Source organism: Bradyrhizobium sp. USDA 4486, from assembly GCF_054057995.1.
Genome location: NZ_JBSRZV010000001.1, coordinates 4,822,699 through 4,837,803 on the forward strand (window position 1 = coordinate 4,822,699; position 15,105 = coordinate 4,837,803).

11 protein-coding genes are annotated in these 15,105 nt (G+C 57.8%); 3 read left to right on the plus strand and 8 right to left on the minus strand.

From position 1 onward, the window contains the following. Positions 1-14: 14 nt before the first annotated feature. Positions 15-815 carry an SDR family NAD(P)-dependent oxidoreductase gene (locus tag ACVWY3_RS23105; RefSeq protein ID WP_456840543.1) on the plus strand — a complete coding sequence of 267 codons (801 nt, stop codon included), beginning with the start codon at positions 15-17 and terminating at the stop codon, positions 813-815. Between the two features lie 26 nt (positions 816-841). Further along, positions 842-1,975 carry an NAD(P)/FAD-dependent oxidoreductase gene (locus ACVWY3_RS23110; protein WP_456840544.1) on the plus strand — a complete coding sequence of 378 codons (1,134 nt, stop codon included), beginning with the start codon at positions 842-844 and terminating at the stop codon, positions 1,973-1,975. 635 nt (positions 1,976-2,610) lie between these two features. Here the strand turns inward: ACVWY3_RS23110 and ACVWY3_RS23115 are convergent. Beyond that, the gene (locus ACVWY3_RS23115) at positions 2,611-3,732 is read right to left on the minus strand and encodes an aminotransferase-like domain-containing protein (RefSeq protein WP_456840545.1); all 1,122 of its coding nucleotides are present in this window, start codon (positions 3,730-3,732) and stop codon (positions 2,611-2,613) included. A gap of 811 nt (positions 3,733-4,543) precedes the next feature. Here ACVWY3_RS23115 and ACVWY3_RS23120 point away from each other — a divergent pair. Further along, complete coding sequence (locus tag ACVWY3_RS23120) at positions 4,544-5,368, plus strand: class I SAM-dependent methyltransferase (protein WP_456840546.1); 825 nt, start codon at positions 4,544-4,546, stop codon at positions 5,366-5,368. Between the two features lie 450 nt (positions 5,369-5,818). Here ACVWY3_RS23120 and ACVWY3_RS23125 read toward each other — a convergent pair whose 3' ends face one another. From ACVWY3_RS23125 to ACVWY3_RS23155, 7 genes are all read right to left on the minus strand, one after another. Next, complete coding sequence (locus ACVWY3_RS23125; protein WP_456840547.1) at positions 5,819-6,784, minus strand: hypothetical protein; 966 nt, start codon at positions 6,782-6,784, stop codon at positions 5,819-5,821. 126 nt (positions 6,785-6,910) lie between these two features. Further along, complete coding sequence (locus ACVWY3_RS23130) at positions 6,911-8,188, minus strand: extracellular solute-binding protein (RefSeq protein ID WP_456840548.1); 1,278 nt, start codon at positions 8,186-8,188, stop codon at positions 6,911-6,913. A gap of 113 nt (positions 8,189-8,301) precedes the next feature. Next, positions 8,302-9,153, minus strand: a complete 852-nt coding sequence (locus ACVWY3_RS23135; protein ID WP_456840549.1) for a carbohydrate ABC transporter permease — start codon at positions 9,151-9,153, stop codon at positions 8,302-8,304. After that, positions 9,150-10,124, minus strand: coding sequence for a carbohydrate ABC transporter permease (locus tag ACVWY3_RS23140; protein ID WP_456840550.1), 975 nt, complete (start codon positions 10,122-10,124; stop codon positions 9,150-9,152). Before ACVWY3_RS23140 ends, ACVWY3_RS23135 begins: the two co-directional genes overlap by 4 nt. Further along, positions 10,121-11,299 carry an ABC transporter ATP-binding protein gene (locus tag ACVWY3_RS23145; protein WP_456840551.1) on the minus strand — a complete coding sequence of 393 codons (1,179 nt, stop codon included), beginning with the start codon at positions 11,297-11,299 and terminating at the stop codon, positions 10,121-10,123. Before ACVWY3_RS23145 ends, ACVWY3_RS23140 begins: the two co-directional genes overlap by 4 nt. A gap of 908 nt (positions 11,300-12,207) precedes the next feature. After that, a complete protein-coding gene (locus tag ACVWY3_RS23150) occupies positions 12,208-13,692 on the minus strand; it encodes an alkaline phosphatase family protein (RefSeq protein ID WP_456840552.1) in 1,485 nt (494 codons plus the stop codon). Then, positions 13,692-14,834: an aminotransferase-like domain-containing protein gene (locus tag ACVWY3_RS23155; RefSeq protein WP_456840553.1), complete on the minus strand. Its 1,143-nt coding sequence runs from the start codon at positions 14,832-14,834 to the stop codon at positions 13,692-13,694. The genes ACVWY3_RS23150 and ACVWY3_RS23155 overlap by 1 nt, the downstream gene beginning before the upstream one ends. Positions 14,835-15,105: the final 271 nt, after the last annotated feature.

Genomic DNA, 15,105 nt, shown 5'->3' on the forward strand with positions numbered 1-15,105 from the left:
CAAGAGAGATTCAAATGGACGTTCAAAGGATCGAAGCAGTATCCCAGCATCCGATGAGCTTGCATGGCAAGGTAGCGTTGATCGTTGGCGGCTACGGGGCGATCGGCACAACAATCTCGGAAGTGCTGACTCTTGCGGGTGCGACCAGCATTATTGCTGGACGAAGCGGCGACCAGGCGTTAGCTCTTGCCGCTGACCTGGCCACGCAAGGCTTCTCTGCCCATGGTATCGAGCTAGACGCGTGCGACGTCAACGCTGTGCATGCGGTCTCTGCGTGCTTGAAACAACAACATGGTTCTATAGATATTTTGGTGAACTGCACTGGCTTCAACAAGGAGCAGATGCTGTTCGAGGTAACGCCGGAAGCCTTCGATGAGGTTTATTCCAGGACGTTGCGTGCCGGAATGTTTCTCTCCCAGGCGGTCGCTGCTCAGCAATTATCTGCCAAAAGAGGCGGGAGTCATATTCATCTTCTTTCCGTACGCTCATCGCTTGGCTTCCGAAACCGCGGCTATAGCGCCTTTTGCGCCGCCAAAGGCGGGCTCGCGGTATTGTTGAAGCAACTGGCAACGGAATTGGGGCCTTACGGCATCACCGTAAATGGTGTCGCGCCTGGGTTGGTACGGACGCAGAAGAACGAAAACGTTTTAGATGACCCAACCGCATTCAAGCGAGCCACCGCGAACATTCCGCTTGCGCGATTGGCTACGCCTGAGGATGTCGCGGGAGCTGTGCACTTCTTCGCGTCTTCGCTATCCCGTTTCGTGACCGGCCAGATTCTTCGCATCGATGGCGGGCTCACCGCCAGTACTTGAGCAGATTTTCCAGGAAGGAGGAGCCGATGAAAATCGGAGTCGTCGGGGCTGGTATCGTTGGCAGCTCCATTGCCTATCACCTCGGGAAGGCCGGTGCGCAAGTGACCGTTTTCGATATTGGCGAACCTGGAAACGGCGTCTCCTCCACATCATTTGCATGTCTTAATGCGTTTGGCCAAGCCGAGGCCGACCTGCCGTTTAGGCTCGACGCTATCAAGTACCACAGCATGATCGCTCGCGACGTCGGAAGCGAGCGACACCTCCACACCACTGGAACGCTGCGGCTCGCTTCCTTTGGGAATGCTGCTGAAAAACTCGAACAGAATGCCAAGACCCTTTCCAAGTACGGAAGTCAGGTGGAATTCATTTCAGCGGTCGCAGCAGGTCGCCTCGAGCCATCTATCAGGACTGGATCGGCCGCCGAAGTAGTATTTGTCCCGGAAGAAGGATGGGTGAATGCGGGAGCGCTATGCCAGGCTCTGATCGAGCTCTCTACCAAGCGGTTTGCGGTTCGGTATCGGCGGGAGCGAGTACAAGGTCTTGAGAGTCTGCAGTCAACGGCGCGCTTGCGCCTAACGACAGGAATTGAGGAATTCGACTCTCTCGTGCTGGCGGCCGGCAATGACACCAATGCACTGCTCACGTCTGCCGGATTCATGCCACTTAGATTGACAGCAGCACCTGGCCCCCTTGTGGACCTCACTTGTTCGCTGGGCTCGCAAGGCGTGCGACGGGCTATCTACGCCGACAAGCTCCATATCAGGCCGGGCGACCACGGAGGATTTCTGGCTGGCGTCGCGGCGGCCGCTGGTGACGGCCCCGAGCATGAGCGAATGGAGGAGGAGCGCCGTTCTCTGATTAGCTCGGCAAGCCAGTGGATCATGAATTTCGCGGAAATGGGACAAAGATGGGCTGTTGGTGTACGCCCGATGCCGGCGGATGGTCGGCCGATGATTGGCCCTATTGACGAAGACCGCACCGTATACGTAGCGGTCATGCACGGCGGAATAACCCTTGGCCCGTTGGCAGGACGCCTCGTCGCAACTGAAATAGTGCAAGAGAATGAGGCCGTCGAGCTAGGCGCCTATCGGCCCAGGCGATCAATTGCGCAAGATGCCGATTGGCGTGAGCCAACGCTACCACCGGACCGTTCAATGTAGCTCGCAACGCGCCGGAACGCGATCATGGATACAAAGCTTAACTAAACGAGAGAGCTGGACGCGGTGATCAACTGAGCAGATCGACTTATCGGCAGCTGCCGTCCCCAAAGGGGCGGCAAAGCTTTCCACAGATTTTGCCCAGCGAGCCGTCGATCGCCAGAAGCTCGAACCGTCATTTGGTAGCACCTATCACTGCGGTTTCGCGGTCCCCAAAATAGCCGACGGGCAAGACAGCCGCTCGGTATGGACGGATTCGATTTCAGAGCATTTTCAGGTTGAGTTGCGGCCGTAAGTGTGACGGATGAGGGTTCATTCCACCCGAGCAATGCACGCGGCAGTCACGATGGATGATCCTGGGCGGCCAGGCGCGACGGGTTGCATGCGCGTCGTCGTCACGCGGCGCCCGCGGTTTCCGCGCCTGCACCTTGCAATGCGAGGAGCCGGCGCGGAGCACTTCGACGAACCCGATCCCGCTCTTCTCCGAGATTCAGATCATGCCGCGTTCGATACGATCAATCAGATCCGAGGCCCGCGCTTTGTGCCGCATTTCAGGTCGAGGCAGAACTTTCCTGCTCATCGTCTGCGAGACGACTTGGATGCGCCGATCTCCGCAGCAGTCTCCGCTTTCAGGAAGCCTATATATTCTCGTGCACAAGAGGCCTGAGCGCTGTCAAGGCTTCTCCAAGGCTGGCACGGGTTTCGGGGCTACCTAAGACGATGCGAATGGCCTCGGGGGAGCTGTCTTCATCGACCGCGAACATGCTTCCGGACCGAACCAAGACACCGGCCTCGGCTGCCGCCGCGACAAAGCTCCGCTGCGTCCATCTGCGCGGGAGCGCCAACCACATGTGTAGTGATTCCGGCTTGGTCAGGTAGCTTGCATGAATGAACAACCTCGCGGCCATTTCCTGTCGCGCGACCGCCTCATTGCGTATAGCGAGCAGCACTCTCTCAGCGGTGCCATCGGCAATCCAGCTTTGAGCGACCAAAGCGGACAGGGGCGTGACATGCCAAGTCGAGATCGTGTGAAAGCGATCAAACGCGCTTGTGGCCGCCTGAGCGGAGGGCATCAACAGATAAGCAATCTTCAAACCAGGGCCAATACACTTGGCGAGGCCTGCGGTGTACCAGGTGACGTCAGGGGCCAACGCACTGATCGGGGGCGGAGCTTCCGGTGGAAGCAGCCCGTAGACATCGTCCTCAATAATCACAACGCCATATCGCCTCGCGACATCGGCGAGCGCGAGGCGTCGTTCATGCGACATCGTGATTGTGGTTGGGTTATGAAGTGTCGGCGTAAGGAATAGCGCTTTGGGACTGAGCTTTCTGCACGCGTCCTCGAACGCCTCCGGCGCCGCTCCGTCGTCATCCATCGCGATGCCCTTGACGGAAATGTTCAAGAAGCTGGCAATCCGCCGCACCCCGTAATAGCTCAAGCTTTCTGTCAGCAGCACATTGCCGGTTCCAACCACGTTGACCAATGTGATTAGGAGGCCACTCTGAGTACCGTTCGTAACGATGATCCGGTCAATCGACGGCGCAGCCCCGAATCGCTTGGCTAGCCAAGCCGCTCCAGCTTGACGATCAGAATCAGTTCCTTGAAAACGATGATATCTCAACAGTGTCGCGGCGTCTCCTCGTTGAGATATCTCAAGCAGCGTTCTCGACAATGCCGCCCCCATCCATTCTGGGGTCGGGGGAGTGGTTCTTATAAGGCTGATTGGCTTTCCATGTCGATGGCTGCCAGGGATATTCATTTTGCCGGCTCCAGTTGAAGTAAGCAGTGCAATGAGACAACGCTATATGCTTGCTAGTTCAGAGACATTGACGTTCGCGCCCGCGTGGCCGGGGCTCGCTCAAGAGCGAGACCATACGATCTCTCGAAGGCGAGTATGGTCGAAGAGGCCTTCATGCCCCACCGAAGCGCGTAGTGGCCTCCTCTCGCCCGCTCACGGTCCCCAGCCACGCTGCTCAGCAACACCAAGATCAATTTCTCCTCCTCTCCTCAAGAGCCCCCGCGGCCGCCGCCTTCCCTCAACCAGGTGCGGACCACTGCAAGACAGCGTTGATCCACCAAGATGATGGGATCGACAGGGTTGCCGGCCGAACGTGAGCGTTGTCTTGGACTTCGCCGGCGCGCTTGGGCGACACTCGAAATAAATGAAGCAGCTCGCGTTCCAATCAATGACCAACGTGGGTAGTTGATAACAATGACAGCGTGTGAACGATTGAGTCGACGAAAGCGTGGTCCTGCAAGAGACAAATTTCCCCTTCCGCATTCGACTCAACTCTGCTGTGGCGTGATGCGCTTTTATAAAACCAGGACGCTCTTCATGTGTAGCCCCCGGCGAGAACAAACAACTCTCCATAGAGCGCTGATTCTAACGGCCGCCCTGCTTCGGCGAACGATGAATTTGCTGCGGCCCCCCGAGATCCGAGACAACCGGATCGGGCTCGTACATCCAAGTACCATAGCCGTTCTAAACGCCGCCTAGGACATCCTCGCAGGATCTGGCACGCATCCAAGCGGGCTTTTCTCGTCCCGCAACAAGCGATCGGAGGTGAGCGATGCGCAGTCAAGCCGTAGATATGCACTCTGCCTACACTGGGCTTGCTGATGCGTATGACAGCTATCGGCCGCATTATCCGGATGAACTAGTGAGCTTCATTGCCGAGCGCGTGAGGCCTCCAGGACTTTGCGCTCTCTCTGTGCTTGATATCGGCAGTGGCACAGGACTTTTTACAAGGCAACTGGCGAGCCTGTTACCCCCTTCTGCTGGCATTACGGCCGTCGAACCGAACGACGATATGCGCCGGAAAGCCATCTGCGGATCTGCGGGCATCTTGAATATCAAGCATATGCCAGGCAGCGCAGAACGGCTTCCAGCTGAGAGCGGAACCATTTCTCTGGTGACAGCCGCGAGCGCGGCAACGTGGTTTGATCGACCCAAATTCTACACGGAGGCGAACCGGGTCCTGACCCCATCAGGTCTTATCGCGGTGCTCATGATTCGACGGGATCTGGATAGAAGCGCGATGCTTCGAGATTACGAGCGTTACCACGAGCAGTACATTCGTGGTTTCGTAATCGGCGGCTTTGAGGGCAGCGACGGACGCTACGCACCCGTCAATTTCGTGCATGAACTCAAATCATCGCCTCTGTTTCGCAAGGTCCGCCATTTTGCGCTGTATTGGGACGACTTTTTAACATGGGAGCAGTTCGAGGGCCTGAGTTTATCCCGTAGCGACACCAAGAAGATCATTGAGATCAACGGCCTGGAAGATACGATGAGGTGGCACCGCCTGCTCTTTGAGCGATATGCTGCAATGGATGGAACGGTCGAATTTCCCTGGTCGGCAGAGGTGACAATCGCCCTGCCCGTTGCTCAGTGACATCTCATGCGCATTGCGCATACCAACAGCCGTAGAAATCGGAAAATTGCAGCGGGCCGCTTGAATCTGCGCATTGCCGATGCCGCCTGCTCCCGCTTTGTCGCTCAAACACCCCCGATCGCTGCCATCATAGAAGCCACGGTTGCCACGATGCGAACGGAGCCCTGCTTTCGATCTTCGTATGACGCGCTCGGCAATAGTCCGTCATTCCGAATGCTAGTAAGCGCCTTAGGTCCATCATTGCCGCAAACGGATGTAGATTGACAAACACTGGTTATAGAGGTCAGCGTTAACCCACATGAGAGTACGCCGAAAGCAAAACCGCCCTGGCTGCTCGATGGCTTGCATCGACAGCAGCACTGCGAATCGATATTGAGAGATTGCTCCGCCCGCTTCCGCTCGAACATTGTCGCGAAGGTCGAACGCGGGTGCCATGGCTCAAACTGAGCTTTACGAGCAGCTTTTCAGTTCCGCCTCGACAGCGAGCGCTTCGGCATGGAGTGCAAGAATTGCCTGCGCAGCAGCTCGGGCTCCCTTCGCGCCTACGAAGAAGAAATGCCCGCCAACGGCCTCTCGCGACAAGCGCTTCGGCAGCGACTCGACGAGTGACCGGACCTTATTTAGAGCACTCGGAGCGAATGAGGCGGCGCGAGCCGCGATCACGTGGGCATTGAAGAATGACCAGTTGGCCTGATCCGTCAACAGGTGGTGCCTATCACTCGATGCAGTTGGAATGATGGCTGCGCACAGCGGAGCACCTTGGAATTCCATAGCCAGCACATCCTTCGCCGCATCCCACAGCGAATGTTGCATCCGCCCATTGCGCCAGCGGAGAGCTTCACCATGCAGATTTAACGGCGAGCCACCAACGAACTCTCTAAAGTATACCTCAGAAGGAATAATTGATCTCCCCTCCAGCTGATCCTGTTCCGATAGAGCAGCCAGCCAGGATCGGTTGAGCGGCGTGAGCGCCCCCTCGGATAGAGCAAGGAAGGATCGAAAGCCATGCGCCGACAGGGGTGTTTCCTCGAGATTCACCGGCGAGAGGCCTGGAAGCGGAGGCGTTGCGGCAAGGCTTACGAATGCCTCTATGGCAATGTTTCTGCTGGAAGCCGTCGCAGCCAGACGTGAAATAAATCTACCGGCCATACTCCAGCCAACGACCAGGACACGCGGCTTTAGCTTCCATGCATGCAGCTTTGCCGCCACCAGATCGATCAAGACTTCTGACCAGGTTGTGACATCCAGTCCACAAACAGGAGAGTTGAACACCGGGTGTTCGATCGGAGGTGATGGCACAACCAAATTGTATCCCATCGAAGTTAGCCAATAGGCGAGAAAATCCCTGGGATCGCCGTCAGGATAGCCATAAGAAATCCGCCCTAGATGACCACCGCCGGTTAAGAAGAGCACCAAGGCGCACTCTTTTCTCCCCGGGCGGCTCCATTCGATATATGGGATGGCGCAAGCTATCCCATATCTTTCGTGCGGATAAAGGCCTGCATAGACCATCGGTACTGTTCGCGTGCTAGCCTCAAACACTCATTTGACGCCGAGGAGCTTTCGCGCCTGCGACGCCATCGCTTGAAGTCCCGCTTCAGGCGGCTTCTGGAGTGTGATGACAGAGCGCATAGCGTCCACGATGACCTTGGTGACTTTTGCCGCGTTCTCTCCTGGAAAAGCGTACCACGCGCGAAGAATGGGTAGCTGATCGAGGCTCGCCTTATAGTTGGCATTCTTCGCAAAGTGCCCGTAGAGCTCTGTTGAATGGCGAGTAGCGAAGTCGTTCGCCGGCAGCCATCCGGATTTGAGTGCCACAATTTTCTGTCCGGCTGGACCACTTGCAAACTTCATGAATTCCCAGGCGAGCTTCTGTTGCTCCGGTTTGGTCGCAAACATCATTGCGATCGATCCGGCCGCGGGAAGCGTCCCGTTCGCTGCCATCAGCGGAAACCTGCCGACCGCAAGCCTGAATTTATCCTTGCTATCCTCTTCGAAGCGCAGCTGATTTGAATTTGAGTCGAAGATTATGCCGATCTTCCCGGCGGCAAACAGAGACCGAGCCTGGTCTTTCGACATATCAACTGAAGCTTGTCCCGATTCTCCGATCCGTTTGAGGATTTCCAGGGCCTTCAGGCCTTCCGGGCCATCAAAAGCTATCTTGCTTTCATCAGAATTCATCATCGTCGCATTTTGACTAAAGAGCAGAGCGTCCCAGAAAAAATCCTCACTATTGTATTGAAAAATTAGTCCGACATTCCCTTCGCCCAGCTTGGTGATACTCGAACCAAGTCTGATGATCTCGTCCCATGTCGTCGGGAGGTGAGAAGGATCGCCGCCAACTCTGGCGAGGAGGTCTAGATTGTAGAAGACGACAGGCTCGGCGACGCCGAAGCCTAGCGCATAGCTATCACCCTTGGATGCTCCAATTTTTTCAACCGCCGGAGAAAGCGCTTTTCGGCTTTCACTCGTGTCCGTATTCAGGAATTGGCCGAGCGGAACGGCAAGGTTTCGATCCGTGTAGATTCGCAGACGATTGGCGCCCTGGAATGATACGTCAGGCAACGAATCTGTGAGCGAGGCGCGCAGAGTTGCCTGGACGAGATCGTCGTAACCTCTGGTCGAATTATCCAGCTCAACTTTGATGCCGGGATGTTCGATCTCGAAAGTTCTCGCGAGTTCGACCCACATCGCGTTAAGGTCAGAGGATGCTGCGGTTACCCTTAACGTCCTGTCGTCCTCTGCGTTCGCCGGACTCATGATGGCGCCAACAAGGGCAGTAGCGACGGAGACGACAATGATTTTCAAAGAGGGCCACATCTGGCTTTCTCCATTTTTGGAAATATTCTGTAATTTTCGCGAGCGGATCCTATGGTCGCTCGCTCGCTATGGTTTGGGGGCGGTGTTCGGCGACTTCAGCCAAGTTTTTGCTGCTACTTGATCGCCCCTTCCGCCAAGCCTTCGATGAACCAACGTTGTGCGGCCAGGAACGCGACGATAAGAGGCAGAACGACAAGCGTTGCTGCGGCCATGAGCGGGCCGTAGTCGGTGCCCGCCTCCTCGCTCTTGAAGACCATGATTCCGAGCGGCGGCGGCATCAGCGATTGATCGTGCACCGCGATCAGCGGCCAGAACAGATCGTTCCAATGCGAGACGATCGAGAAAATTGCGAAGGCGATCACGGCGGGCAACGCCATTGGCACCATGATTTTCCACACGATTGCAATTTCGGAGAGACCATCGAGCCGCGCGGCGTGAACGACGTCGTCTGGAATGGTCTTGAAGAACTGCCGGAATAGGAAGATGCCGAAGGGCGAGACCACATAGGGAAAAACAAGCGCCGCATAGGTGTTGAGGATGCCCATCTGATAACCGAGAATGAAGAGCGGCAGCGAAAGTACCTGATGCGGCAGGAGGAGCCCGATCAGCACCAAGCCGAAGAGAGTATCACGGCCGGCAAAGCGGAGTTTGGCGAGTGCGTAGGCGCACGGGGCACAGACAAGAATTTGCAGCGCCAGGATCAATGCGCAGATCATGACGCCGTTGCCGAGATAGCGTGGCAACGGCGCCTGGGTCACTGCCTTTGTATAGTTCTCGATGCCGTAGAACTGAGCGGGCCAGAACGAAAAACTGGTCCGGAAGATCTCTCCCGGTGGCTTGATTGACAACGACACCATCCAGACGAAAGGCACGAGGATGAGCGCGCCGGTGGCGAGCAGAACGGTATGCCGGAAGATCGCCGCCGGAGACAACAACAGGCAAGTGCGAAGCGCTCTGGTGCTCATTGGTAGTGCACTTTCCGATCCATGAGGTGGGCCTGAACGAGGGTGAGGGTCACCACGATGGCCAGAAAGACGACGGCGATCGCGGCGCCATATCCGGTGCGCAGATACTCGAAACTCTCTCGATAGAGCGTGTAGAGCAGCATTTCGGAGGCGTGGCCGGGACCGCCTTGGGTCAGCACTTTTACTGTGTCGAACGAAGCGAACGCTCTCAGCGCGACAACGATGACAACGAACATCGAGACCGGGCCGAGCATCGGCAGCGTGACGGTACGCAGCCGGTCCAGCCACAGGTCAGCACCGTCGACATCGGCCGCATCGTAGATGTCCTTAGGGATGCTCTTGAGGCCCGCGAGGAACAGCACCATCGCGAAGCCTAGATTCTGCCATATGCCTATGGCGGCGAGCGCCAGCAGAACGGTGTGCTCGTCGCGCAGCCAGTTGGAGGCCGGCATGCCGATCGCAGACAATGTCTGATTGACAAGGCCGATGGTCGGATGCAGCAGCGCCTCCCAGGCAATCGCCATGGCAGACATCGTCGCCATGAAGGGCAGAAAGTGAATCGCGCGGTAGAAGGAGCGACAGGACTTGCTGCCTTCGATCAGGAGAGCGATCAAAAATCCGAGGCTGACAGTGCCAGGAACGACGATCAGCAAGTAGATGGCTGTATTGCGAAGTGAGGACCTAAAGTCCTCGTCTGCAATGACCTCGCGGAAGTTGGCGAGGCCGACGAAGGAGAACGTCGCCGCGCCGAACTGCCAGTCGGTGAATGCGATAACGAAAACGCCGATCACGGGCAGGCAGTAGAGCATGAGCAGAAAGAAGACTGACGGCCCGGCCAAGATCCAAGCCGCCAGGGCTTCGCGAAGACCTCGTCCGGGCGCCTTGGACGCGGCGGGACATCGAAATGTCGACGCACCATCCCTCGAGGAGAGTTCGTGGCAGGCATCAGTACTCGCACGAGGCTCCCTCATCGAGCGGCCTCGCGAAGCGGCATGACCGATGCCGGGCTAACTTCGACTTGCCCACGCAAACGCCGTCCATCGGGGGTAAAGAGAAGCACTCGCTCCGGCCTGATACCGACGTGCAAGGTCTGGCCGGGGGTGATACGAGGCCCGTACTCGGCCGGAAGTCTTGCGACCAGCGGCTGGTCGGGGCCCGCCAGATCCAGATAGACGAACAGATCCGAGCCCATATGCTCGATCATGCGAACCGAACCAGTCAGCGTGCTTTGCCCGCCCTGGTCGGCGAGATGAAGAGCCTCCGGGCGGATTCCGAGGCTCAGATGCATACCGGCGAGTGCAGCGGCATCGATCTTGAGTGTCGATCCGGCCACGTCGATGAACCCGCGTTCGCGCATCACGCCCTCCAGTATGTTAATCTTGGGCGAGCCGATGAATTCTGCGACGCGCCGATCGCTAGGATCGCCATAAATGTCCTGCGGCGGAGCGACCTGCAGCAACTCGCCATCGAGCATCACCGCGACGCGGTCCGACAGCATCATGGCCTCGGCCTGATCATGGGTGACGTAGACGAAGGTTCCCCCAAGACGCTGGTGCAGTTCCTTGATCTCCGCACGCATCTGCACGCGCAGCTTGCTGTCCAGGTTGGACAGCGGCTCGTCCATCAGAAAGACAGCCGGATGGCGCACCATTGCCCGGCCGACTGCCACGCGCTGGCGTTGGCCGCCGGAGAGCTGTCCCGGTTTGCGGGTCAATAGATGGCCGATATCTAAGGACTTGGCGGTGCGGGTGACCTCCAAATCGATTTCGGCAGCAATCCGCGCCCTTCCTGGAAGCAGACGGCCGACAAGGGGAAGCCTTTGGATTGCCGTGAGCCGCCGCATCCGGAGCGGCAGCGCGATGTTGGCGGCGACCGTCATATGCGGATAGAGGGCGTAAGACTGGAACACCATTGCCACGTCCCGCCGCTTCGGCCTGAGGCCATCGACCACCCGTCCGCCAATTGAAATCGAGCCGGCATCCTGCATCTCGAGCCCTGCCAGCACACGTAAGAGCGTTGACTTGCCACATCCGGAGGGGCCGAGCAGCGTCAGGAACTCACCATCCGCTATCGAGAGTGAGACATCACGCAAGACAGGCGTCGGGCCATAGTTCTTCACGATCCCGTCAATCGATACCGATGCCATCGCCGTTACTCCCACATCGTGAACGCGTTGCTGAGCACGGCACTGAGATCGCTTAATCCCGTTTGGGCGTGTCCGCTGTTGTGCGCGACGTTTAAAAGATCGGACTGCTACAGCCGGATGACGACCATCGAATAATTCGATGTGAGCTTGTCCGAATACGATGACGTCCGATGCTCGGTAAGAGAATGTGTCGAAGAAGCAACGCGTGGAGCACTGCAGGCCTTGCTGCGACCGCAATTGAGCACGGCGTGACATGCTCGTCAGGCCATAGCTCGCGATGCTCGAAATTTATCTCGGACAAATGCGGTTGAGACCCGGCAACATCAACGAATTGACCGCATATTGCGCGCGCGTCCGCGCGAGCAAACGCAAGCAGCGCGCTGCCCCTGCGGAGCCTCAAAGCCCACGTCTAAGCGCACTTCGGACCTTCAGGTATTATGCGACATGGGCAAGATCCATTGATGTCCATACCCTCGATGCCGGCTCAGCTTCGGCATACCCCACCGATCGCCAACTTATATTCTGGCACGCGCTTTTGGTCCTTCAAATATCGATTGTGATCAACCGGCCTGCGTCGGCGCCACAACACTGCTGGCCTGGACTGACGGCGACGGCCGATCCGGCTGTCGACGGCGCATTGCAAACCAGACGTGCTCCCACCGGCCACACAGCACGAAGCTGACGAGACCCCACAAGATCCAAGACATCGCGCGTTGCGACAATGAGACGGATACGCTGTACTTGATTAAGGCCCCGAGGATCGCGCCTTGGCACCTCAAAGGCCGCCACCATCGCGGTCCTGTTCCTGCTGATAGCATCGATCTTTTCTCAACGAATGAGCGGCATGATCTGACAGATGCACATGACCGCGATGGACGCTTGGCGTTAAACCTTTGCGGCCTCTCACTTCAATAGAAATTCCAACCGCCGGCAATGTAACAGGCGTGGCCGACATGCTCGCGCCGGAGCAACTGCCTATAGCCTCCGACGCGCGTCTCGAAGCTTTCCTCGCGTACAGGACTCTCGAAGGCCTCGGACGGCCGGAGCAATTCATGGAGCACCCGTCCGCTCATCGTCGGGGGTGCTTCAATGCCGAGCAGATTTAGAATTGTCGGTGCGATGTCGCAAATACCTGACGCAACGAAAGATGCGCATCCGGCATTCGGAAACACTGATCCTGCGACGAGGCCGACTGCTGCGAGCTCCTTCGGATGGAGCCCGCCGTGAAGGCCGAGACCCGCTCGGCGGTCATTGTCATAGAAGGTGCCGCCTACGAGGCCGAACGGGTCGACGGTATCGTCGGCACGGAAGGAAAACGCGACGTCCGGGGCGCGGGAATGATCCGCAAAAATCAGGCGATTTGAGAGGCTCCCGGGGGCGATGCCGTTGACCTCATCCTTTGCACGCGTGAACAGCGGACCGCACCATGGCTCGGATGTCATAGCCGCAACCAGCCGCGCGACGTTTGCCTCCTCTGGATTGGCAAGATAGAGAGCACCAACCTGGCCAGGCACCACCACCACGTCAACATCGGCAGACGGCGCCGTACCGGGGTTGAACCCTGCCGCGCGCAGACTATTGGCGACTGAGACCCGTGTATGACCGGTGATATGGCCGTGGTCCGAGATCGCGAAAATCTGGACCCCGGCCTGCTTTCCCTCGGCCTGCCACCAGTCGAGTACGCGACCGAACTGGTGGTCGCAATGAGCGATGATGGAGCGTGTCGCCTCGGCAGCCGTGCCGTGGAAATGCGAAGTGACGTCTGGCTCACCATAGGAGAGGATCGTCACGTCGGGGCGATATTTCGGCCAAACGACATCGAGAAAGGCGGATGTGATCCAGTCCTGTCCGCTGCGATCGGGCTCGGTTTTGGGTGGAGGTGGAGACAAAGGGCCGACACGCCTTTCGATCTCGGTGAGCACATCATCTGGCGCACAGGCCTCACGAAAATGACCGGACAGACGGATTTGGCCGAAATCCTCGGCCTTGTGGTGGAACAGCCTGGTGGTACCCGCTGTGTTGGTGGCGAGGACAGCAAGGCTCCGCCCCTTCGCCGCCAATATCTCGCCGAGCGATGGCGCTGAATAAAGCCGGCCATTGCTCTCGACATCGAGCCGGCGCAGCAGAACCGCATCGGACGTGTCGATATAGCGCGGCGGGGTCACGGCTCGATCGAGGTACTTGTTGCCGACCATGCCATGCCGGTCGGTCGTGGCGCCGGTGACAAGGCTCGGGAAAGCGGATCGGGTTTCGCTCGGATAGATGGTGCGATGTCTAGCAAGCGTCACCCCAGCCGCCTTCATGCGCCAAAGATGAGGGGTCAATTGCGGGCTAATGAGGTCGGGGCGCAAACCATCAAAGCTCGCGATAATAAAACGATGATCGCGAGACATCAGCGAACGCCCGCCACAGCCCCCTTACGAGCCCCCTGGAGAACACCTCCCACCACAGCCATAGCCGCTTCCAACTCATCGCGGCTCTCGGGGCTGCCGATGACAAGACGGACATGGTTTAGAGGCAACTTCGGATCAGTTGCAAAAATCCGCCCTGGCCGGATGGTGATATTTCTTGAAGCGCATTGCGCAACCAGTTCGTCCTGATCGATGATCCCCTCAAGATCGAGCCAGAGGAAAAGCGCATCCGGCCGGGTCCGAAATGAGATGCCAGTGAGCCATTGCGTGGCAATCCTCTGTCTGGCGACCGCCTCTTCTCTGACGCCGGCTACGATCTTTTGCATCGAACCGCTGGCGAGCCAGAGGTTCACCAGTTCGACAGAGAAAGGGGCCGCAAACCAAGTCGACATGCCATAGAAGCGGTCAAGCGTTGTTTGCGCCGCCTTGCCATGAGGCGCAACGAGGTAGCCAACCCGAACACCAGGGCCAACGCATTTGGCAAAACTTGTGATATGCCATGTCATCTCAGGCGCCAATGCGCCAAAGGAAGCTGGAACGCTCTCGGCGAGCACTCCATACACATCATCTTCGATGATACTCACTCCATATTGCCTTGCGATTTGAATGATTCGTTGCCGCCGCTCGAGCGACATGACGATCGTGGTCGGGTTGTGGATGGTAGGCATCAGAAAGAGCGCCTTCGGCGCGAATTTGCGGCACGCCATCTCGAACTCCTGAGGTTCGGCGCCATCGTCATCCATCGCTATTGTTTCTGTCCGGATGCCCTGAAGATGCGCATGCTTGCGAAAGCCGTAATAGGTGAGCTCCTCCGTTAAGATGGTATCGCCCGGCGCAGCGACTGATGCGAGGGCAAGAACCATCGCGCTCTGGGCCCCATTGGTGAGGATGATCCGTTGCGGATCGACAGCCCGCTGGAAGCGCAAGCCTAGCCACTTCGCTGCATGAGCTTTGTCCGCTTCTGTTCCGGAAAACCGATGTTGTCTTACGCCGTTTTGGATCTCCGTTGAATCACTGAGTGCACGCAGGCCCTCTCTGACGGTCTCTTTCAGGTTCGGACAAGCCGGTGGGGTTGACCGTTCAAGGCTGATGGGCGCCCTTCGGGCCTGATGATCTTTAGACATGTGCTTGTTCCGCCGTTTGTGATAGGATCTGTGGTGACATGAGGCTCGAGAAGATCGCGCGGTGCAATGCATCCGAGATCGTGCTGGGAACGATTGCCGGCAAACACCAACGCCCCTTACTATCTTCCTGCGTCACGATGCACGATTTGCAGATGAGTTCGCCCGCGGGTTCACGGCCCTGGAATAGACGTACGAGCCGCGCAGTCGAACAGATGCTGCCGACGAATTCAGGTTCCAATCGAGCCCTTCCATATCGTTCCGAAAAATCGCG

Bases quoted from the DNA above. Each gene is read 5' to 3' on its own strand.
- ACVWY3_RS23140 (WP_456840550.1), bottom strand. From the start codon at position 10,124: ATGAGGGAGCCTCGTGCGAGTACTGATGCCTGCCACGAACTCTCCTCG.
- ACVWY3_RS23145 (WP_456840551.1), bottom strand. From the start codon at position 11,299: ATGGCATCGGTATCGATTGACGGGATCGTGAAGAACTATGGCCCGACG.
- ACVWY3_RS23115 (WP_456840545.1), bottom strand. From the start codon at position 3,732: ATGAATATCCCTGGCAGCCATCGACATGGAAAGCCAATCAGCCTTATA.
- ACVWY3_RS23120 (WP_456840546.1), top strand. From the start codon at position 4,544: ATGCGCAGTCAAGCCGTAGATATGCACTCTGCCTACACTGGGCTTGCT.
- ACVWY3_RS23110 (WP_456840544.1), top strand. From the start codon at position 842: ATGAAAATCGGAGTCGTCGGGGCTGGTATCGTTGGCAGCTCCATTGCC.
- ACVWY3_RS23150 (WP_456840552.1), bottom strand. From the start codon at position 13,692: ATGTCTCGCGATCATCGTTTTATTATCGCGAGCTTTGATGGTTTGCGC.
- ACVWY3_RS23105 (WP_456840543.1), top strand. From the start codon at position 15: ATGGACGTTCAAAGGATCGAAGCAGTATCCCAGCATCCGATGAGCTTG.
- ACVWY3_RS23155 (WP_456840553.1), bottom strand. From the start codon at position 14,834: ATGTCTAAAGATCATCAGGCCCGAAGGGCGCCCATCAGCCTTGAACGG.
- ACVWY3_RS23135 (WP_456840549.1), bottom strand. From the start codon at position 9,153: ATGAGCACCAGAGCGCTTCGCACTTGCCTGTTGTTGTCTCCGGCGGCG.
- ACVWY3_RS23130 (WP_456840548.1), bottom strand. From the start codon at position 8,188: ATGTGGCCCTCTTTGAAAATCATTGTCGTCTCCGTCGCTACTGCCCTT.